We start from the raw sequence: 20,568 nt of genomic DNA on the forward strand, positions 1-20,568 counted from the left end.
TACAAACGATCGCTTGATCGGATGCTTTACGGCGTTCAAGGGAACCTCACGCGGCCATGGCGCGAACAGGATGTCGCGAACAGCACAGCGACATCAGGAAAAACCATTCCTGTCAATTGGCTAGGGGGCTAAGCGGAAACTATATTTGCGACATGGGTCGCAAATGAGCAATCGTCCGGGATGACAGGCACGGGCTGCCGACGGATTGGGCATGGTGGCGGCGGCATAGGTGCCAAAAATGAGAAACGCCGCTTCGGTCAAGCCGAAGCGGCGCTGATATCGACTATCGGCAGCGGCAGGGAAGCGCTGAGCGCTAGCCGTTATCTCAGGCAACGAAACCGAGGCGCACCGCATTCATGGCACCGGTCTGGCCGGGCATGGTATTGGCAAGGCGCTGGCGCTCGAGAGCGGTCGTCAGGTTCATTTCGCGGCGGGCAAAGAGGCGGGCAAAAAGCTTCATCATCATCTCCTATCGGTTGCTCAGACGGGTCGCCTTCGCTTGATGGAGTGGGGCAGCTCGTTTGCTGACGGTGATATAGGCCTGCGTGGGCAGAAACTAAATCGCAAATGCGAAGCGCTTGAATGGAAATGCGACATCGTTTGCGACATTATTGGGCATGGTGCCCAAAATTTACGATTACTTACAGTGTGTTACCGGCGACATTGAGGCGCCATGCAAGTGACGCATATGCGCCATGCAGCGGCGACACGGCTCTGAAAATCATTTGAGTGCAAATAAGTTGGAGAAAGCCTGCAGGGCGAATAGAGAAGGCCTGCCGGGCTGGTCTGCGCGGCAGGCCTTCAGCACAAGGTACACAATGGTTTACTTTGCTCCAGCCCAGGATCCGACGCCGTGGCGTGCACCGGTCTTGGTGTCGGCAGCTTCAGGCCAGCCGATATCCTTCTGCAGTTCGATCGGTAGCGAGCGGATCGCACGTTCGGTCTGGAAGCGGGCGCGGGCCGCGCTCAATTCGGTCGCAAGCCGACCGATGGATGACAGGATAGACATTTCATTCTCCTTTGGTTGTGGCACGTCCCGCATGAACGCGTTCCGTCGCCTGGATATTCCGCATCGAGTGCAATTCCGTGTCAGGAGCGTTGGAGCCATGGCACGTCCTGCCTTCGATGGAGTTGACTATCCTCCCAATCTGATGTTCAATCAAACGAAATGGAATGATGCTTCACATCAGAAAAATTGAAGGTCGATCCCGATGAACGCCCCACTCAATCATCCGCTGCCGCTGCTCGATCTCGACGTTTTGCGCACCTTCGTGGCCATTGCAGAGACCGGCAGTTTCACCACGGCGGCCAATGCGGTGTTCCGCACGCCGTCGGCGGTCTCCATGCAGATCAAGAAGCTCGAGGACATTCTCGGGCGCTCTGTTTTCGCGCGGGATGCGCGCTCGGTGACGCTGACCACGGATGGCGAGATGCTGCTCGGTTATGCCCGCCGGCTGTTGTCGATCAACCGCGAGGTGGTGTCGAAGTTCATCATCCCCGAGATCGTCGGCGTGGTGCGGCTCGGCTCGCCGGACGACTATGGCGAGCGCGTGTTGCCGCATGTGCTGAAGCGTTTCGCGCAGTCGCATCCGTCGATTGCCGTCGACGTCACCATCGACCAGAGCAGCAATCTGCGCCGTCGCATGGACGACCGGGCGCTCGACATCACGCTGCTGACCAATTCCTACAAGACCAGCGCACTCGGCGCCGAGGTGCTGCTCACCGAGCCGATCGTCTGGGCCGGCGCCAAGGGCGGCAGCGCGCATCTGCGCGAGCCTTTGCCGGTGTCGCTGTGGGAAGAGGGCTGCGCCTGGCGGGCCGGCGCGCTCGATGCGCTAAGCCGTGAAGGCCGCAATTACCGCATCGCCTATATGAGCGCCCACACGGCCGGCCAGCGCGCCGCCATCATGTCCGACCTCGCGGTTGCACCGTTGCCGAAGTCGTTCCTGGGCAACGACATGGTCGAGCTCTGCCCGAAGGACGGCATGCCCGATATCGGCACCTACAATCTGGCGATGGTGGTGTCGCCGGACGCCAGCGCGCCGGTCAAGGCCGTCGCCGACCATATCCGTGCGACGTTCGAGCTTTTCCGCGAAACCGGCAAGTTCTAGAGCGGTTCACCGTTTCACGGAAACGGCGAGCCGCTCTAACTCCTGGTTTTGACGCAATTCCCAACGGAAAGCGCTACACGCTTTTCCCGGGAAAACCGTTTTACACTTTTCCTGGAATTGCTCTGCTATTCCGCTGCTTGGGCGGGCGCGCCGCGAGAGCGGGTCGCGCCGTGCGCCGCGCAGTTGCGCGCCGCCTGGTGGGCTCACCTTCAAGGAAGGCGACGATGCTGTCCCTGGCGCGACGCGCCTCCGGCATCTCGATCAGCGGCCAGACGTGGAACATGCCTTCCTCGTAGACGACCTGGACGTCGACGCCGGCAGCGCGCGCCTTTTTGGCGAAGATCAGATTGTCGGGGCTGAGCAGGTCGTGCGAGCCGGTCAGAAGCAGGGTCTGCGGCAGCACCGAGAGGTCGCCATAGAGCGGGCTGATGTGCCAGTCGCTGCGATCGATGCCGGCACTGTACATGCGGATCGCTTCCAGCCCGCCGGAAATGCCGAGCCACGGATCGTTGCGTTCCGCCTCGAACACTTCGGGGTTGGACAGTGACATGTCGAGGCCGGGTGAAATCAGCACGTGGCGCGACGGCAAGGGCAGGCCTTCCTCAGCCGCCATCATGGTCAGCACGACGGCCATGTTGCCGCCCGCGGAATCGCCCATGAAGACGATGTCTTCAGCGTCGGTCTCATCCAGCATCTGCCGGTAGACGTCGCCGACCATGCCGAACATGGCGTGGAAATCATGCTCCGGCGCGATGGGATAGATCGGCACGGTGATGCCGAAACCCAAGCGCTCGGCCATCTCGGCGATCAACCCCCAATGATAGGATGTGATCTGGAAGACATAGGCGCCGCCATGCATGTAGAGAATGCGCCTGCGTTCGCCGGCCTTCGGCGCGATTTCATAGACAGGGAAGCCATCGACGCTGCGCTCGGTGATATCGAGCTGCTCCCGCAGCAATGCCGGGGGATGATGATCCTCGGTCTTGCGGGCATAGGCGATCCAGCGCTGCAGGTTTTCCGGGCTGGCAAATGCCTTCTTGCGGCTGTGCCGGAGGATGAAGGAAACGAGGTGGCTTTTGAAACTGGGCATTCGCGTACACAAGCTCGGCCGCAGCCGACTAAGAGAATTCCCCCACTGTCTCGAAGATCGTACCTCCAGCCGAAATGTCAAGATTCTGGCCCAAGCCAACACGGTTGTTTGATCAGCCAGGTCCGCTGTTTTGCGCAGCGCGGCTCAGCGCCGGGGCAGCAGCGCGGCGCGCAGCTTGACGTCGGTCGCAGCCGGGACCATGCGGCGGCCCCGGCGCTTGGTCAGCAATTTGCACTTGTCGGCGAAGGTCATCAGCGGCCCGAGCCCAGGATCAGACGCGACAGGTTGGTCTGGGCGTCGATGCGCGGCGACACGGGCCAGCCGATGTCCTTCTGGATTTCGGGTGGCAGGTTGTTCATGGCGCGCACGGCCTGTGCATTCTTCATGGCCGCACGAAAACGGCCCAGGGTCTCGAACATCTCTATTCTCCTTTGGAGCGTTGTGGCGGCGGAATAGTCCGGTCCGCCATTCGATGTCCGTTAAATGCTTCACGTCTGTATCGGACGGATTGCGCCAAAACAGCGTTTCGGTTTCCAGATCGGTGCGATCTGGAAACATTTGCATACAAATGAAATTGGGCGAATTGGCGGCCTTCGTAAGGCGGCTTATTCCCGGCTGCGCCTGGCGGCATGGCCTTCGCGCGAACGCCGGCGCGGGGCGGCGTCGCCGGCGACGCCATCCTCGCTGACGGTCTTGCGTGGCGGCAATTTCACCGCCGCCGACAGTTTCGGGAACGGATCGACCTTGTTGGGAAGCGCCATGGCGTAGACGAAATGCTCCTGGAATTTCGGCTCCAGTGCGGTCTCGATCTTCTCGATGTGGCTGACCGTGTCCTCGATCTCGCGGCGATAGCCGCGGTTGAGCAGCGCCATCCGCGCACCGGCGCCGGCGGCGTTGCCGACGGCCGAGACCTTGTCGAGGTCGCAGTCCGGGATCAGGCCGAGCACCATGGCGTATTTCGGATCGATGAACGAGCCGAAGGCGCCGGCGAAATGGATGCGGTCGACGTGTTCGGTGTTCTGCTTTTCCATCAGAAGCTTGGTGCCGGCATAGAGCGCCGCCTTGGCAAGCTGGATGGCGCGCACGTCGGTCTGCGTGATGGTGATCTTGGGTTCGCCTTCCTTCAAGACATAAGAGAAGGTGCGGCCGTTGACCGTGACGCGCGGCGACCGCTCGGCCAGCGACCCGTCGATGACGCCATCCTCGGAGATGATGCCGGCGAGGTACATTTCGGCCACGATCTCGATGATGCCGGAGCCGCAAATGCCGGTGACGCCGGTCGCCTGCACGCTATCCAGGAAGCCGGGGTCGTCGGACCAGAGTTCAGAGCCGATGACGCGGTATTTCGGCTCCAGCGTATCGGGGTCGATGCGCACGCGCTCGATTGCGCCGGGGGCAGCGCGCTGGCCGCCGGAGATTTCCGCGCCCTCGAAGGCGGGACCGGTGGGCGAGGAGGCTGCGACCACCCGCTTGCGGTTGCCAAGCACGATCTCGGCATTGGTGCCGACGTCGACGATCAGCATCATCTCGTCCTGGCGATGCGGGCCTTCCGACAGCGTCACGGCTGCGGCGTCGGCGCCGACATGGCCGGCAATGCAAGGCAGCATATAGAGGCGGGCGCCCTGGTTGAGCTTCAGGCCGATATCGGAGGCCTTGATGCGCACCGCGCCCGAGACGGCGAGTGCGAAGGGCGCGCCGCCGAGTTCGGTCGGATCGATGCCGAGGAACAGATGGTGCATGATCGGATTGCCGACAAAGACGGAATCCAGGATGTCGTTGCGCTGGACATTGCCTTCCGCGCAGACCTTGTCGACCAGGCCCGAGATCGCCTCGCGTACGGCGACCGTCATGCCTTCGCGGCCGTCCGGGTTCATCATCACATAGGAGACGCGGCTCATCAGATCCTCGCCGAAGCGGATCTGCGGGTTGGAGGTGCCCGACGAAGCGGCGACGCGGCCCGACAGCAACGACACCAGATGCATGGCGATGGTGGTCGAGCCGATGTCGCAGGCCAGTCCATAGGCCTCGTTCTTGAGGCCGGGCCAGAGTGCTATGACGCGGGCGATGTCGCTTTCGGCATCCTTGTGGATGGCCGCGGTCGCGGTCCAGTTACCCTTGCGCAGTATGCCTTGCACCTGCGGCATCAGGTAGAAGTCGAATTCGAGGTTTTTAAAGCCCCAATCCTTCATCAAGGCGATCTTGAGGCGGTCGAGATCGCCCAGCGGCTTGTGCATGTCGGGCTCTTCGATCTCGACATAGCACATGCGGATTGCCGCATCGCGGGCGATGACGCGCGTGTCGGCATCCTTGCGGATGGTCTGGGCGTTGATGACCGTGTCCTGCGGCACGTCGATGACGAGGTCGCCGAGGATCTGCGCCGAGCAGGACAGGCGCCGCCGCTCGGGCAGGCCGCGGACGCGCTCATATCGCTCTTCCTTGGCGCCCTTGGGCGAGATGTGGTCGTTGGACGAGACGATCTTGTGCTTGGCGAAATTGCCTTCCTGCACTTCGATCTGGCAGCGACCGCAGGTGGCGCGGCCACCGCAGACGCTCTCGACATAGACGCCGAGCTGACGCGCGGCATCGAGCACCGGTGTGCCGACGGGAAAGCGCCCGCGCTTGCCTGACGGCATGAACAGCACGAGCGGATCGGTAATGTTTGCAGGCGAGTTCATATTTTCATTACTCGACTAAGCCGGCACTGGGAAAAGATTTCACATATGCGAGGCTTGCCAGATAGGAAGCGATGAGCGGCAGCGGATACCATCGCAGCCAAAACATGGAGAAATTGTCCAGTCTTTGCCGGTCCAATGTCCTTGCGGGAATTGCCCCGAGCAGAAGTGGAAATGCGATCAGGACAAACATTAGCAAGGCAGTGGCGTAGATACACAGAACAAAATACCGGAGGTATCCATGACTCAGATAGCCGAAGGCATAGGACCCGGCCAAAAGCATAAATACGCTGCAAAAAGCCACTCGCAGAATTACCTGCCAGTTCGGCATTTCAGGCCTTGTGCGGTCTTGATCTGTCAAGAAAACCGTGTCCTGTCTCGCTCTATCCCCTGGCCATGCGGGCTTCACGGCCGCCGCGACGGCGACCGCCATTGCCATTGCCGCCGCCTTCGCCCGGAGCGTTAACCGCGGTGGGCGCTGCGACCGCCTGACCGCCTTCGGCCGGCTTGTAGTCCTTGTAGGTCCTGATCCAGTTGGTGCAGTTCTCGTCGGTGCCGTTGAGCACATTGGCGCCGCGCACGGCTTCCATTTCCTGCGGGCGCACCGGGTTCATGATCGCCGAGGTCATGCCGGCGCCGATCACCATCGGGATGAAGGCGGCGTTGATGCCGTGGCGGTGCGGCAGGCCGAACGAGATGTTGGACAGGCCGCAGGTGGTGTTGACCTTGAGCTCTTCACGCAGGCGGCGCAACAGCGCGAAGACCTGGCGGCCGGCATCGCCCAGCGCGCCGATCGGCATCACCAGTGGGTCGACGACGACGTCATGCGCGGGAATGCCGAAATCGGCGCAGCGCTGCACGATCTTTTTGGCGACGGCAAAGCGCACATCCGGATCCATCGAAATGCCGGTCTCGTCGTTGGAGATGGCGACGACTGGAACGTTGTACTTCTTGACCAGCGGCAGGATGGCTTCGAGCTTTTCCTCTTCGCCGGTCACGGAGTTGACCAGCGGCCGGCCCTTGGCGACCTTGAGCGCTGCCTCGATGGCGGCGGTCACCGACGAGTCGATCGACAGCGGCAGGTCGACCAGGCCCTGGACGATCTCCAGCGTCTGCACGAGCAGGCCGGGTTCGGTTTCGTTCGGATTAACGGAGGTGACGCCGGCATTGACGTCGAGCATGGTGGCGCCGCAGGCGGCCTGTTCCAGCGCATCCTTGATGACGGTCTCGAAATTGCCGGCGATCATCTCGGCGGCCAGCTTCTTGCGGCCGGTCGGGTTGATGCGCTCGCCGATGACGCAGAAAGGCTGGTCGAAGCCGATGATGATCTCTCGTGTCGCCGAGGCGACGATGGTCCGGGTCATGAAGTCTCTCCGCCTGATATAAAGATTTCTTTATATCGTTGTCTGGTTTCATTCAAGCAAATGGCTGGCCGTCCGCGCCGTCAGTGCGCGATCTTCACCATATCCACCTGCGTTTCGGTAATGTCGTCGTGCAGTATGCTCTCGAGCCGGTCGGCGACCATCTGATCGTCGTGGCGGATCTCGCGTTTCCATGGCTGGCGGCCTTTCAGCACGCCCGATTCATCGACGATCTCGGCGACATATTCCTCCTGGCGGTAGGCCATCACATGGATGCCGGAGACACCAGGAATTTCCTTCACCTCGTTGATGATGTCGGTGCAGAGCTGCTTGCCTTCCTTCTTCTGGTCCTGCGCACCTTCCAGCCGCTTGATGATCTCGTCCGGAATATGGATGCCGGGCACGTTGGAGCGGATCCATTTGGCCGTCTTGGCCGAAGCCAGCGGGCCGACGCCGCACAGGATGAAAACTTTTTCCGTATGCCCCAAGTCCCGCGCCCTCTGCATGAAGGTTCTGAACATCGGCACGTCGAAGCAGTATTGCGTCTGCACGAACTGCGCGCCGGCGGCGATCTTTTTGCCGAGATGGATCGGGCGGAAATCGAAGGGTGGCGCGAAGGGGTTGACGGCGGCGCCGAGGAAAATTTGCGGCGGCGTCGTCAACTTGCGGCCGGACAGGAACTTGCCGTTGTCGCGCATGATGCGGCAGGTTTCCAGCAACGACATGGAATCGAGGTCGAAGACAGGCTTGGCGCCGGGCTGGTCGCCGGCCTGGACGCCGTCGCCGGTGAGGCACAGCATGTTGGCGACCCCCATGGCGGCACCGCCCAGCACGTCGCCCTGGATGGCGATGCGGTTCCTGTCGCGGCAGGCGATCTGCATGATCGGCGCGTAGCCCATGCGGGTGAGCAGCGCGCAAATGCCGACCGACGACATGTGGCAGTTGGCGCCGGAGGCATCGACGGCATTGATGGCGTCGACCCAGCCGTCGAAGATTTTCGCGCGGTTATAGACGTCTTCGGGATCGGCGCTGTCGGGCGGGTTGAGCTCGGTGGTGACCGCGAATTCGCCGCGCCGCAGCACACGCTCCAGCCGGCCACGCGAGGAGTGGCCGGGCAGCGGATCGAGCGGCAGATGGATGCCGGCCGGGTTTTCATCGCGCTGGCGGCCGATCACGCGGCCGCTCCAGTGTTGGCTTTGGCCGCTGCTTCACGGGCCGCTGCCGACTGGGCCGTCACCCGCAGCCAGGCCGAGGTTTCGCGCAGCGACTGGTCTACGGGCTTCTGAACGGTCAGGATCTTGTCGCCATGCTCCATGTTCCGCGAACCTTCCCAGGCCTTGACCCAGACGCAAGGCATGTCGGGCTCGACCTCGCAATTGCCGTTGGCGCGCACGCCGCCACACGGGCCGTTGCGCAGCTGCTTGGGGCAGTTCATCGGGCACGACATGCCGGTCGAGGACAATATGCACTGACCGCACATGCGGCAGTCGAACATGAAGCCTTTTACGCGTTTTTCAACGAACTTGATCGGCGCTTCGACGCGGCCGTAGCCAAGGCCTTTCCACAGCGGATGGAGCAGCAGGAACATGTCTGCGAATCTGGAGTAGAACCATTCGAGCAATCGCGAATGGCGGATCGACCACAGCCTGATCGCAAACGAGCGCTGCACGCGCCGCTGCGGCGATACGTCGGCCGGCTTGTAGTCGGATTTCGGCGCTGCCTTCTTGACCTGCGTGGCCTGGGTCACCGCCTGGGTAACCCTTGGCCCCTCTTTGGCAGGAGTGGTTTCAGACATTTTCTTTCCCGCCCGCCTTGACCAGAGCGACCAGCCGCTCGCGGTCGTATTTCGCGTCGATGTCGCTGAATGCCTTCTCGACCTCGGCTTCGAGGTCGTCGCCGACCGGGATCGGATCGGCCTTGCGCCATTCGGCGAGGTAATCGTCGGTGCCGCCGGCGCCGGTGCGCATGGCGCACATATCGATCGCCTCGGTGAAGCGCAGCGGCAGTTCGCGCTTGGCGTTCTGCCGGCCCTTCTTGACGATGACCTGGGCGGGGATGTCGCGCCAATAGACGACGATCAGATCGGCCATGAATTCTCTCACTCCCTGTAGAGCGCCGTGCGTCCATGAGGGAAACGACGCTCCACCACTTTGTCCAGCAGGTGCGAGCATTGCCGGATGCGCAGTGGGGCTGCTTGTTATGGGACGACGCGCGCGCATTCAAAAGCGACGCTATTGGACGTCGCAAAAAGAAAGGCGAGATTCCGAGGGAAGGCTGGCTACCAAACCCGCTTGGTCAGGCCGGTCCAGAGATAGAACCAGATCGTCGGATGGTACCATTGTTTCGACGGCAGGCCGGGGTCGATCGTGACAAGCTTGCCGTCCAAGGCACCGCGGACCGCCTCGACGCAGATGTCACGCGAGAACGCCGCCTGGCGCAACGCATAGCTCGAAATAGTGTCGCCGGGCTCCGGCTTGCCGCGCGCCTGTTTCAACACGCCGCCGGTATCGACGCCGGCGTCGACCAGATGCACGGTGGTGCCGAAATTCTGGAGATCGCCGGAGGCCAGCGCCCAGTAGCCGCCATTCATGCCGCGGTATTTGGGCGCGATGCCGGCGTGGTAGTTGAGCACCGGGCAGGGCATTTGCGCCAGCGTCTGCCGGGTCAAGAGCCGGCAGCCGGCGAGCAGCACCACGCCCGGGCGGATGTCGGCGATCGCCTGCAGGCAATCGGCTGCGTTGGCGGAGGAGACGTGGATGATCTTTTGTCCCGGCTTCGGCTCGGTCTCAAGCTTCTGATCGGCGATGAGCCGCTCTGCGTGGCCAGCGAAGAAGCTCTTGCCGAGCCTCGTCAACACCATCGTGCCGAGTTGACCGATGGCCGAAAACAAGCCCTGGCGGCGCACCCGGCCGAGCAGCAATTGTTTTTTGGATTCAGGGCTTTCGAGGATGACGCTGACAGGACCGAACTGGTCGGCGATGGCGTTGACGATTGCCCAGATGTGCGGTCCGCCTTCGGTGACGATGACGATCGCAGCACTTTTTTCAACCGCTGATGCCATGGCACGCTTTCTTGCCGGCGCGCAACCATTTGCCGTGCGCTGCCCGGCTCAATTCTGTGCCGGGCAGGTTAAATCTTGATGACCGCCCGGCCAGCGAGAGACCAACGGATCAGCGCTTGAACTCGATGATGTCGAGTTTCGATTCGTAGTAGGGCGCCGGGAATTCGATGCGCCATTCATTGGCGCTGGTGCGGAAGGCATAGCCGACCTGGTCGCTTTCCGGGCCGCTGCCATAGGGTTTTGGCTTGTTGTCATTGACATAGCCGGAGCCGAGATAGATCGCGCGTTTTTCGCTATCGTCGAAGAAACGGCCCTTGGTGCGTTGCGAGCCGCTGACCTTTTCCAGCTGCCAGCCGGAGCCATCGTCCGTGACCTTGCACTTGAACCAGCCATAGATGACCAGCGGGCCGGTCAGGCCCACCTTGATGGTTCGGCATTGCCAGTTGCCGCTCAGGTCCTTGTCGGAAAAGGCCACTATCGGCTTTGCCAGCAGCGCGTCGAGTTGGCTGACCTCAGCCGGGTCTCCCGCTTTTGCCTCGGCCAGCGCCGCCTTGCGGGTCTCGCCATATTTGTCGAGGCGAACCTTGTCGGCAGGCGTGATGATCTTCTGCACCTCGCCGTCGGCGCGAGCGGGCAAGACGAGGCAGAGGAGGCCAAGGGCGGCAAGCAGGACGCGAGGGGTCATCGGGACGTTCCGTGTTCGGATGGCTGAATCAGCCTGTTTGCTTTTGGCTCACAACTTAACCATTCGCGGCGGCCTGTCATCTGTTCTCGACAGCGTCCCGGCTCAAGAACCGCTTCAGGCGTGGGCGGCGGCCTGCGCCAGTCCGGCCGTCAGGTCGCCATAGCCGGTCGAGCGGCGCTCATAGGCGAGGCCAAGCATCTTCGCGGCCTTCTCGGCGACTTTGTCGAGTTCCGGATCGTCGGTCTGGGCGATGTAGATCAGCTTCTGGTAGTTGCCGAAATAGTCCTTGATCAGCTCCGGGTGCTTGTCGAGGCCGAGCGGCTTCATGAAGAAGGCGTCGAACTGGCGGCACAGGAAATCGGTCATGTAGAACGACATCATGTCGTCGTCGGCGACCTTCGCATAGGCGTCCATGCCCTGGTAGAAGGCAAAGCAGTGCGGCCCGGCCATGCGCTCGACGCCGTGCTTCTCCAGGACCCGGTCGAGCATGCCGCCGGTACCGCAATCGGCATAGCCGACGAAGATGTTGCTATAGCCTTCCGCCTTGGCCTTTTCGATCGCCTTGTCCATCGCCGGTGCGATGCGGTCGGGGTAGAAATGGAACTCCGCCGGCAGGCAGGTCAGGTCGAGATGGTCGAGCTTGAGCTGCTCCTTGACGGCCAAAACTTCGCGCGCAATCATTCCACAGGCGATGACCAGCAGCCTGTCGTCTTGATTCGGTTTCGTTTTTTGCATTCTGGCCATGGAACCCGGTCGAAGCGGCCTTCGTTGCTGTGGGGCGAATCTATCGAGAGAGGGATAAACCGTCCATGAAACTGTTACGCGTTGCGCCGATTGCAATCCTTGCCTGCGTCCTGGCGCTTACGGCCTGTGCCAACACCGTCCGTGGTGTCGGCCGGGATATCAAATCGACTGCCAAAGCCGTCGACGACACCGTCACCAAACCCTGACGCAGCCATCCGTTCCAATAGCTGGGAACAAAAAAGCCGCGCTGCAAGGCGCGGCTTTCGATTGTGGGCCAGACGCCTTACGGAAGAGATCAGGCTGAAGCGCGCATATTATGCTTGCGCTTCATGAAGTCCTTCGCGGTCTCGACCGCCACAGCCGCGTCGCGGCAATAGGCATCGGCGCCGACGGCCTTGCCGAATTCCTCGTTGAGCGGCGCGCCGCCGACCAGGACGACATAGTCGTCGCGGATGCCCTTTTCCTTCATCGTGTCGATGACGACCTTCATGTAGGGCATGGTCGTGGTCAAAAGCGCCGACATGCCGATAATGTCGGGCTGGTGCTGCTCGATGGCGTCGAGGTATTTTTCCACCGCATTGTTGATGCCGAGATCGATGACGTCGAAGCCGGCGCCTTCCATCATCATGCCGACGAGGTTCTTGCCGATGTCGTGGATGTCGCCCTTGACGGTGCCGATCACCATCTTGCCCTGCTTCGGCGCGCCGGTGGCGGCCAGCAGCGGGCGCAGGATGAACATGCCGGCCTTCATGGCGTTGGCCGACAGCAGCACCTCGGGAACGAACAGGATGCCGTCGCGAAAGTCCTCGCCGACGATGCGCATGCCTTCGACCAGAGCTTCGGTCAGCACCTTGTAGGGCACCCAGCCGCGCTCGAGCAGGATGTTGGTGCCTTCCTCGATCTCTTCCTTCAGCCCGTCATAGAGATCGTCGTGCATCTGCTGCACCAACTCGTCGTCGGAAAGCTCGGAGAGGATGATCTCGTCGTCGGCCATTTTTCTCGGGCTCCTTGCCGCACGGGATGCGACCACGGCGGCTTAAAATAATCGCGTCAATACCTAACCCGGCGGGGGCAGGTATCCATAGCTGATTTGCGACTTCCCGCAAAAGGAAAGCGACCGCAAATCTATTGGAATTCTTGTCGATTTTGCGACAGGCGTTGGCGCTGGCGGGCCGTTTCGAATAGGGTGCATGGCTACGATCCGGGCGAGAAGCCGCCATACGCGGCCGCAAACGGTTTTTAGGGAAAAACGATCATGAGTGAAAACGCGTCAGTCGACCAGGAAGCGTCCAATGCGCGACGTGGACGTGCTGCCAGCGGCGGCGCGGCTGCAAGGCGGGCGGCGCGCTCGGGCGGCGGACCGGGCACCCAGCTCACCTATATCAAGCGCAAGATCAACATCTATGAGGTCCTCAACGAGGAAGGCCTGGCGATTATCGAAAACAACACCGATACGGTGCTGGAAGAGATCGGCATCATCTTTCGCGACGACGCCGAGGCGCTGCAGCTTTGGAAAGAGGCGGGCGCCGACGTCAAGGGCGAGCGCGTGCATTTTCCCAAGGGCCTCTGCCGCTCGCTGCTGAAGACCGCGCCGCCCATCTACACCCAGCATGCGCGCAACGCCGAACGTTCGGTGCAGATCGGCGGCAACGCCACGGTCTTCGCGCCGGTCTATGGTCCGCCCTTCGTGCGCGATCTCGACGGTGTCAGGCGCTACGCGACGATCGAGGATTTCCGGAATTTCGTGAAGCTCGCCTATATGGCGCCGTCGATTCACCATTCGGGCGGCACGGTTTGCGAGCCGGTCGACGTGCCGGTCAACAAACGCCATCTCGACATGATCTACAGCCACATCAAATATTCGGACAAACCGTTCATGGGTTCGGTGACGGCGCCAGAGCGGGCCGAAGACACCGTCGCCATGGCCAAGATCGTGTTCGGTGACGATTTCGTCGAAAACAACACCGTGCTGACCAGCCTGATCAACGCCAATTCGCCGATGGTGTTCGACGAAACCATGCTAGGCGCGCTGAAGGTTTATTCGCGTCACAACCAGGCTTGCATCGTCACGCCGTTCATCCTTGCCGGTGCGATGAGCCCGGTGACGGTGGCCGGCACGCTGACACAGGTTCTGGCCGAGGTGCTGGCCGGCGCCTCTTTCACGCAGTTGATCCGCCCCGGCGCGCCGGTGCTGTTCGGCACCTTCGCCTCGTCGATCTCCATGCAGTCTGGTGCGCCGACTTTTGGCACGCCGGAGCCGTCGCTGGTTTCCTACGGCGCCGCACAGCTTGCCCGCCGGCTCGGCCTGCCGTTCCGCACCGGCGGATCGCTCTGCGCCTCCAAGGTTCCGGACGCGCAGGCCGCCTATGAGAGCGCCAACACGCTCAACTCGACCATTCTTGCCGGCACCAATTTCGTCCTGCATTCGGCAGGCTGGCTCGAAGGCGGACTGGCGTCCTGCTACGAGAAATTCATGATGGACATCGACCAGCTCGGCATGACGCAAAAGTTTTCCGAAGGCGTCGACCTGTCGGAAAACGGCCAGGCGATGGACGCCATCCGCCAGGTCGGCCCGGGCAGCCACTATCTCGGCTGCGACCACACCCAGGCCAATTTCCAGACCGCCTTCTACCGCTCCAGCATCGCCGACAACAATTCCTACGAGCAGTGGCTGGCCGAGGGCGAGAAGACAGCGCCGCAGCGCGCCAACGAACTCGCCCGCCGCTGGCTGGAGACCTATGAGGCGCCGTATCTCGATCCGGGCATCGACGACGGGCTGAAGGACTACATCGCGACGAAGAAGGCGTCGATGGCTGACGCCTTCACCTGAAAGGAGCCCGAGTCAGGCGGGGCTAAAGTCGCCAACATCATCCACAAGGAAGTCTGGCGGAGCGCTTTCTCCGACCCGGACAAGAAGGGATGATTGCGCGGCGCCGGGCTGACGAGATAGCGGCCGTGCTTTCCGCCGACGGCCTCATCCTGCGCGGCGGCTTCAATTTCGCAACAAGCGAAACGCCGCCGCATAGCCCTTCAGCCGCCCCTGCCAAATCCGTGCTGTTGGTCGGGCAGGCGGGAGCGGCACCCTGGCCGCATTTCCTGCGCTGGCGGGAAAACCAGCCCTACACCATCGCCAATCCGCTCGACACCTGGTCACGCGAAGTGATCGGTGCGGTGGCGGAGAAATTCGGTGCGCGCTCCGTTTCGCCTTCGGACAAGCCTTATCTGCCGTTCCAGCAATGGGCGATGCGGGCGGAGGGGCTGAAACCGTCGCCGCTGGGCATCCTGATGCATCCGCAGTACGGGCTCTGGCATGCCTATCGCGGCGCGTTGCTGTTCGAAGACGAGATCGCGGCTCCAGAAGCTCACGCATCGATTCACCTTTGCGACGCCTGTGTGGCAAAACCTTGCCTGAAATCCTGTCCGGTTGACGCCTATTCCGCGGATGGTTTCGCTCATCAGGCTTGCCTGGCGCATGTGCGGGGATCGAAGGGCGAACCATGCCGCGGCGGCGGCTGCCTCGACCGCAACGCTTGTCCGTATGGCACGGCCCATCGCTATCCGCTTGAGGTTCAGGCCTTTCACATGACGGCGTTTGCTGGCCTGTAGCGGCGTTGAACGCCTGCACAAAGTGTTGAACGGGATTGTCAGGGAACGGCTTGCCCTGACAATGCCTGCTTATATGTATCGCACGACAATCAATGGGGCGAGCCATGGCGAAGCAGGACATTGAGATAGAGACCGGAGACGGCGTGGCGAAGGCGGGATTGTTCCGTTCGGCGACTGTTTCCCCGGTCAAGGCCGGTATCATTCTCTACATGGACGCCTTCGGTCCGCGACCGGCGCTCGACGCAATGGCGGAGCGGCTGGCGGGTGAGGGCTATGCGGTGCTGGTGCCGGATCTTTTCTATCGCAACGCACCCTACGGGCCGTTCGAGCCCAAGACCGCTTTCGTCGTCGAGGAGACCAAGGTCGCGCTGACGGCGTTGGTCCACGGCACCACACAGGACATGACCATCCGCGACAGCAGGGCGTTCCTCGACACGCTTACCGCTGAAGGTGTCACCGGACCGGTCGGTGTCGTTGGTTACTGCATGGGCGGGGCGCGGGCTTTGAATGCGGCTGCAACCTATCCCGATCGCATCCTGGCGGCGGCAAGCTTCCATGGCGGCAATCTGGCCAGCGATGCCGCGGACAGTCCGCACCGCAAGGCTGCAATGATCAAGGCGCGGGTCTATGTCGGAACGTCTGGGGTGGACCGCAGCTTTCCGCCGGAGCAGTCGGCGCGACTGGCCGAGGCGCTGCGCGTGGCGGAGGTTGACCACGTCATCGAAAACTATGCCGGCATGGCGCATGGCTGGTGCGTGTCGGACCACAGCGTGTTCAACGCGACCGGCGCCGAACGTCATTGGAAGCGATTGACGACGCTGTTCGCCGAGACGCTGATCTAACGAGGCGTTGCCTGAAGTCGCAACGAACGGGTAGAGACTGCACGATTGGCGCGGCCTGTTAAAACAGCCCCAGTCGAGCGGGAACGAACAGCCTGATGCAATCCTATGATGTCGTGGTGATCGGCGCCGGTGCGGCCGGAATGATGTGCGCCATCGAGGCCGGCAAGCGCGGCCGCTCGGTCCTGGTGCTCGATCACGCGGCAAAGCCCGGCGAGAAGATCCGCATCTCCGGCGGTGGCCGCTGCAATTTCACCAACATCCACACCAGCCCGAAGAATTTCATCTCCGGCAATCCGCATTTCTGCATTTCGGCGCTCAGCCGCTACACGCAAGGCGACTTCATCGCGCTCGTCGAACGCCATGGCATTGCCTATCACGAGAAGACGCTGGGACAGCTGTTTTGCGACGGCTCGGCGCGCCAGGTCATCGACATGCTGGTTTCCGACATGCAGGATTGGGGTGTGGAACTGGCGTTGTCGACCGAGGTGAGGAACGTCAGCAAGACCGCGGACGGGTTTGTGCTGACGCTCTCCGCTGGCAGCGTCGCTTGCAGCTCGTTAGTCGTGGCTTGCGGGGGCAAGTCGATCCCCAAAATGGGCGCGTCCGGTTTCGGCTACGAGCTTGCGGCGCAATTCGGCCTTGCGGTGGTGGAAACACGGCCGGCGCTGGTGCCGCTTACCTTCGACGCAAGAACGCTGGAGCGGCTGGCGCCTTTGGCCGGCAATGCCGTCGATGCCGAAGTCGCCTGCGGCAAGACGCGGTTTTCAGAAGCGATGCTGTTTACGCATCGCGGCTTGAGCGGGCCTTCCATCCTGCAGATCTCGTCCTATTGGCGCGAGGGCGACGAGATCCGCATCGCCATGCTGCCGGGGAGGGATGTGGCGGAACTGCTGCGCGCCGCCCGGCGCGTCAACGGCAGGCAAGCGGTGCAGACGGTGCTTGCAAACCATTTGCCGAAGCGCCTTGCGCAAGCGGTCGCCGAGCGCAGTGGGATCGATGGCAATCTCGCTGATTTGACAGACCTGCAAATGAAAACCGTCGAAGCCGCCGTCAACGACTGGCGCATCAAGCCGGCCGGCTCCGAGGGTTACCGCACGGCGGAAGTGACGCTTGGCGGTGTGGATACCAACCGGCTCGATCAGAAGACGATGCAGGCGAAATCCGTGCCGGGGCTGTTTTTCATCGGCGAAGTCGTCGATGTCACGGGCTGGCTGGGCGGCTATAATTTTCAGTGGGCTTGGTCGTCCGGCTGGGCCTCGGGCCAGGTGTGCTGATATTCAGGTGAGGCCGGCCTGCAAACGACGGCTTTCTGTGCTTCCGGTGCTCGCGTACCAAAAGTACGCTCCGCTCCGGTTCTCGAAATCCATCGTTTTCGGCTCGGCCTGACCTGAATCTCAGCGCACCTGTTGCGCGTGCATCCGTCGCCTCGGAAAAAAATCTTTCCATAACCCCAAGGATTGGCCATTAGCCTTCGTCCAACAGGCAAATGATGGCGATGATGCTGGATGAAAGCGAAGCCTCCGACGCCGAATTGATCGGGCGGGCGAAGGGCGGAGACAGGGGTGCCTTCGGCAAATTGCTGGAGCGGCACTACGACTTCGTTTATCGCGCCGCCTATCGCTGGTGCGGAAAGAAGGCCGATGCCGAAGACATCGCCCAGGAGGTCTGTGTCCGTCTCGGCAAGGCGATCCGCGACTACCGCGGCGGCGGCGCGTTCACGACATGGCTCTATTCCGTGACGCTGAACGCGGCGCGCGACATGATGCGCAAGACCACGCGCGAAAACGTCAAGACCGAGGCTTTCGGCGCCTACAGCATGATTTCGGGAGAGGCCTCGGCCGAGCCCGAAGATCCGACTGAGGCGCTCTGGGCAGCGGTGCGGCAATTGCCGGACAAGCAGCGCGATGCAGTACTTCTGGTCTATGGCGAAGGTTTGAGCCACGCGGCCGCCGCCGAGGCGATGGCAATCTCGGAGACGACGGTTTCCTGGCACATCCATGAAGCGAAGAAACGGCTGAAGACGTTGATGCGTTCAGCCGGGGAAGTGTGACCATGGTCGACGACAACGAACTCAACAGGCTGCGCGACGCAGCAGTACCGGCGCCGGGCGAAAGCGCGAAGGCACGCGCCTTCGAAGCCGCCATGAGCGCCTATGATCAGGAAAATATTTCTGCCGTCACCCAAGGATCGGTCGGCGGGCTTCGTCTCACAGAGCGAGCACAAAAGCTCTGGAGCGAGATCATGCAAAAGAAACTCATCGCCACGCCGGCCATTGCCGGGCTCGTCGCCCTGCCGATCGCCGGATACGCCACCTTCCATATGCTGAGGGAACAGCCGTTGCCGTTCGGCGGCGACGAGAAGATCACCGAGACGCTGGCCGACAAGCCGGCAACCAATGGGCCGGCGATCAACGCGCCGGTAAAAGAAAAGCAGGCGCCTGAAGGCGACAAGAAGACCGACGCCGATGTGCGAAGCCGCGACACCACTACGCCGCTTACGCCACCCGCGCCGCCGAAGCCCGAATCGACCGTTGCTGTCGCCCCGGCGCAGCAGGATGCGCTGGGACGCGGCGTGTTGGCCGAGCCTGCGCCAGTTGAGAGCCGCGAGTTTTCGCTTGACGGCAGTGCTGCTCCGGCCGGCGGCGCGCGGGTCAACCGCATGGCCGGCGCGACCGAATCCAAGTACCTGGCACAGCCTTCGACGATGCCGGCCGACCAGATTGCGCCGCAGGAGCCAAACCGCGACCGCGTCGAGGATTTCAAGACCAATCCGGTGCATGCAGCCCTTCAGGATCCGGTCTCGACCTTCTCGATCGACGTCGACACGGCTTCCTATTCCTTCGTCCGCGGCTCGCTGAAGCAGGGCTACCTGCCGCAGGCCGATACGGTCCGCGTCGAGGAGATGGTCAATTACTTCCCCTATGACTGGAAGGGTCCGGACTCGGCTTCGACGCCGTTCAACTCGACCGTCAGCGTCATGCCGACGCCGTGGAACGGGCACACCAAGCTGATGCACGTCGCCATCAAGGGCTTCGACATCAAGCCGGTCGAGCAGCCCAAGGCCAATCTGGTGTTCCTGATCGACGTCTCGGGTTCGATGGATGAGCCGGACAAGCTGCCGCTGCTCAAGTCGGCTTTCCGGCTGCTGGTCAGCAAGCTCAAGGCGGACGACACCATCTCGATCGTCACCTATGCCGGTGACGCCGGCACCGTGCTGATGCCGACCAAGGTTACCGAGAAGGACAAGATCCTCAAGGCCATCGACAATCTGTCGCCCGGCGGCTCGACGGCCGGCGAGGCGGGCATCAAGGAAGCCTACAAGCTTGCCCAGCAGTCCTTCGTCAAGGATGGCATCAACCGTGTGATGCTGGCCACGGACGGCGACTTCAATGTCGGCCAGACCGATGACGACGATCTGAAGCGACTGATCGAGCAGGAGCGCAAGACCGGCGTCTTCCTGTCGGTGTTCGGCTTTGGACGCGGCAATCTGAACGACCAGATGATGCAGACCATCGCCCAGAACGGCAACGGCACCGCCGCCTATATCGACACGCTGGCCGAGGCCGAGAAGGTTCTGGTCGAGGATGCCTCCTCGACGCTGTTCACCATCGCCAAGGACGTCAAGATCCAGGTCGAGTTCAATCCGGACAAGGTCTCGGAGTACCGGCTGATCGGCTATGAAACCCGTGCCTTGAACCGCGAGGACTTCAACAATGACCGCGTCGATGCCGGCGATATCGGCTCCGGTCATTCGGTGACCGCCATCTACGAGATCACGCCGAAGGGCAGTGGCGGCGAGCAGATGGATCCGCTGCGCTACGGCCAGGCGACGGTCAACAATGGCGGTGTCGCCAATGCCGACGAATATGCCTTCGTGAAAATCCGCTACAAGCTGCCGAACGACGACGTCTCGAAGCTGATCACCACGCCGGTGACGTCGGCCAACGAGGTCGCGTCCTTCGACCAGGCCAGCACCGACCAGCGTTTCTCCGTCGCTGTCGCCGCCTTCGGCCAGAAGCTGCGCGACGAGGATGCGACCGCGAAGTTCGGCTACGACAAGATCATGGAGATTGCCACCGCCGCCCGAGGAGCCGACCCGTTTGGGTACAGGTCCGAGTTCCTTTCGCTTGTGCGCCTTGCCTCGGCGCTCGGCGGTAACCGGTAGTGGCAATACAGCCGGTTGCTTTCAGACGGGGGTCGTTCTGATACGGGGAACCGGCTACGGGCGGGTGAGGCAGGCCGGCGGGGGAAACCCTGCCGGCCTTTTTTCGGATCGATTAATCCGAAGCGCACAGATGATCCGCCTGATCGTTAAATTGCGCGGCTTTTCCGGAACGTCATCGCAATGCCCTGCTATTATTGCATGGGGTCGGGACTGGGCTTGGGGAGCCGGGAAT

The 20,568-nt window shown here is 62.2% G+C and carries 21 protein-coding genes; 8 read left to right on the plus strand and 13 right to left on the minus strand.

Going from position 1 to position 20,568, the window contains the following annotated elements; all coding sequences use genetic code 11:
* Positions 1-325: 325 nt before the first annotated feature.
* Both ACYG9R_RS22985 and ACYG9R_RS22990 read right to left on the minus strand, forming a co-directional pair.
* Positions 326-460 carry a hypothetical protein gene (locus tag ACYG9R_RS22985; protein ID WP_023681787.1) on the minus strand — a complete coding sequence of 45 codons (135 nt, stop codon included), beginning with the start codon at positions 458-460 and terminating at the stop codon, positions 326-328.
* Positions 461-823: 363 nt separating this feature from the next.
* On the minus strand, positions 824-1,009 hold the full coding sequence (locus ACYG9R_RS22990; RefSeq protein WP_023681786.1) for a hypothetical protein: 186 nt from the start codon (positions 1,007-1,009) through the stop codon (positions 824-826).
* A gap of 202 nt (positions 1,010-1,211) precedes the next feature.
* Between ACYG9R_RS22990 and ACYG9R_RS22995 the strand changes: the two genes are divergently transcribed.
* Positions 1,212-2,111 carry a LysR substrate-binding domain-containing protein gene (locus ACYG9R_RS22995; RefSeq protein WP_023670389.1) on the plus strand — a complete coding sequence of 300 codons (900 nt, stop codon included), beginning with the start codon at positions 1,212-1,214 and terminating at the stop codon, positions 2,109-2,111.
* Between the two features lie 100 nt (positions 2,112-2,211).
* Here ACYG9R_RS22995 and ACYG9R_RS23000 read toward each other — a convergent pair whose 3' ends face one another.
* The 10 genes from ACYG9R_RS23000 to ACYG9R_RS23045 all read right to left on the minus strand — a co-directional run bounded on the left by ACYG9R_RS23000 (position 2,212) and on the right by ACYG9R_RS23045 (position 11,724).
* The gene (locus ACYG9R_RS23000) at positions 2,212-3,201 is read right to left on the minus strand and encodes an alpha/beta hydrolase (RefSeq protein ID WP_023823079.1); all 990 of its coding nucleotides are present in this window, start codon (positions 3,199-3,201) and stop codon (positions 2,212-2,214) included.
* Between the two features lie 251 nt (positions 3,202-3,452).
* Positions 3,453-3,620, minus strand: a complete 168-nt coding sequence (locus ACYG9R_RS23005; RefSeq protein ID WP_196813564.1) for a hypothetical protein — start codon at positions 3,618-3,620, stop codon at positions 3,453-3,455.
* A gap of 186 nt (positions 3,621-3,806) precedes the next feature.
* Positions 3,807-5,876: an ASKHA domain-containing protein gene (locus ACYG9R_RS23010; RefSeq protein ID WP_023681782.1), complete on the minus strand. Its 2,070-nt coding sequence runs from the start codon at positions 5,874-5,876 to the stop codon at positions 3,807-3,809.
* Positions 5,877-6,256: 380 nt separating this feature from the next.
* Positions 6,257-7,237 carry a methyltetrahydrofolate cobalamin methyltransferase gene (locus tag ACYG9R_RS23015; RefSeq protein WP_023688111.1) on the minus strand — a complete coding sequence of 327 codons (981 nt, stop codon included), beginning with the start codon at positions 7,235-7,237 and terminating at the stop codon, positions 6,257-6,259.
* An 80-nt stretch (positions 7,238-7,317) separates the two neighbouring features.
* A complete protein-coding gene (locus tag ACYG9R_RS23020; protein WP_023823077.1) occupies positions 7,318-8,409 on the minus strand; it encodes a methylenetetrahydrofolate reductase in 1,092 nt (363 codons plus the stop codon).
* A complete protein-coding gene (locus ACYG9R_RS23025) occupies positions 8,406-9,029 on the minus strand; it encodes a methylenetetrahydrofolate reductase C-terminal domain-containing protein (protein WP_023823076.1) in 624 nt (207 codons plus the stop codon). The genes ACYG9R_RS23020 and ACYG9R_RS23025 overlap by 4 nt, the downstream gene beginning before the upstream one ends.
* Positions 9,022-9,324 (minus strand): virulence factor, encoded by a 303-nt coding sequence (locus ACYG9R_RS23030; protein ID WP_023670397.1) that lies wholly within the window; start codon positions 9,322-9,324, stop codon positions 9,022-9,024. Before ACYG9R_RS23030 ends, ACYG9R_RS23025 begins: the two co-directional genes overlap by 8 nt.
* A 188-nt stretch (positions 9,325-9,512) precedes the next feature.
* On the minus strand, positions 9,513-10,295 hold the full coding sequence (locus ACYG9R_RS23035) for a formyl transferase (protein WP_023823075.1): 783 nt from the start codon (positions 10,293-10,295) through the stop codon (positions 9,513-9,515).
* A gap of 109 nt (positions 10,296-10,404) precedes the next feature.
* Positions 10,405-10,980, minus strand: coding sequence for a DUF4893 domain-containing protein (locus ACYG9R_RS23040; RefSeq protein WP_023670399.1), 576 nt, complete (start codon positions 10,978-10,980; stop codon positions 10,405-10,407).
* A gap of 114 nt (positions 10,981-11,094) precedes the next feature.
* Complete coding sequence (locus ACYG9R_RS23045; RefSeq protein WP_023691015.1) at positions 11,095-11,724, minus strand: DUF1638 domain-containing protein; 630 nt, start codon at positions 11,722-11,724, stop codon at positions 11,095-11,097.
* Positions 11,725-11,789: 65 nt separating this feature from the next.
* Here ACYG9R_RS23045 and ACYG9R_RS23050 point away from each other — a divergent pair, with 65 nt between their 5' ends.
* Complete coding sequence (locus ACYG9R_RS23050; RefSeq protein WP_023670401.1) at positions 11,790-11,930, plus strand: entericidin A/B family lipoprotein; 141 nt, start codon at positions 11,790-11,792, stop codon at positions 11,928-11,930.
* 89 nt (positions 11,931-12,019) lie between these two features.
* On the opposite strand, the gene ACYG9R_RS23055 is transcribed toward ACYG9R_RS23050, so the two are convergent.
* Complete coding sequence (locus ACYG9R_RS23055) at positions 12,020-12,718, minus strand: corrinoid protein (RefSeq protein WP_023670402.1); 699 nt, start codon at positions 12,716-12,718, stop codon at positions 12,020-12,022.
* Between the two features lie 261 nt (positions 12,719-12,979).
* Between ACYG9R_RS23055 and ACYG9R_RS23060 the strand changes: the two genes are divergently transcribed.
* The 6 genes from ACYG9R_RS23060 to ACYG9R_RS23085 all read left to right on the plus strand — a co-directional run bounded on the left by ACYG9R_RS23060 (position 12,980) and on the right by ACYG9R_RS23085 (position 20,336).
* Positions 12,980-14,554 (plus strand): trimethylamine methyltransferase family protein, encoded by a 1,575-nt coding sequence (locus ACYG9R_RS23060; protein WP_023670403.1) that lies wholly within the window; start codon positions 12,980-12,982, stop codon positions 14,552-14,554.
* 89 nt (positions 14,555-14,643) lie between these two features.
* Positions 14,644-15,330, plus strand: coding sequence for a 4Fe-4S dicluster domain-containing protein (locus tag ACYG9R_RS23065; RefSeq protein WP_023670404.1), 687 nt, complete (start codon positions 14,644-14,646; stop codon positions 15,328-15,330).
* Positions 15,331-15,434: 104 nt separating this feature from the next.
* On the plus strand, positions 15,435-16,172 hold the full coding sequence (locus ACYG9R_RS23070; protein WP_023823074.1) for a dienelactone hydrolase family protein: 738 nt from the start codon (positions 15,435-15,437) through the stop codon (positions 16,170-16,172).
* A gap of 95 nt (positions 16,173-16,267) precedes the next feature.
* Complete coding sequence (locus ACYG9R_RS23075) at positions 16,268-17,446, plus strand: BaiN/RdsA family NAD(P)/FAD-dependent oxidoreductase (RefSeq protein ID WP_023823073.1); 1,179 nt, start codon at positions 16,268-16,270, stop codon at positions 17,444-17,446.
* Positions 17,447-17,661: 215 nt separating this feature from the next.
* Entirely contained in the window at positions 17,662-18,222 is a 561-nt protein-coding gene (locus tag ACYG9R_RS23080; RefSeq protein ID WP_023696454.1) for an RNA polymerase sigma factor, read from the plus strand.
* A gap of 2 nt (positions 18,223-18,224) precedes the next feature.
* On the plus strand, positions 18,225-20,336 hold the full coding sequence (locus ACYG9R_RS23085) for a vWA domain-containing protein (RefSeq protein ID WP_023823072.1): 2,112 nt from the start codon (positions 18,225-18,227) through the stop codon (positions 20,334-20,336).
* The last annotated feature ends 232 nt before the right edge of the window (positions 20,337-20,568 follow it).

It is taken from the genome of Mesorhizobium sp. RSR565B (assembly GCF_054719465.1).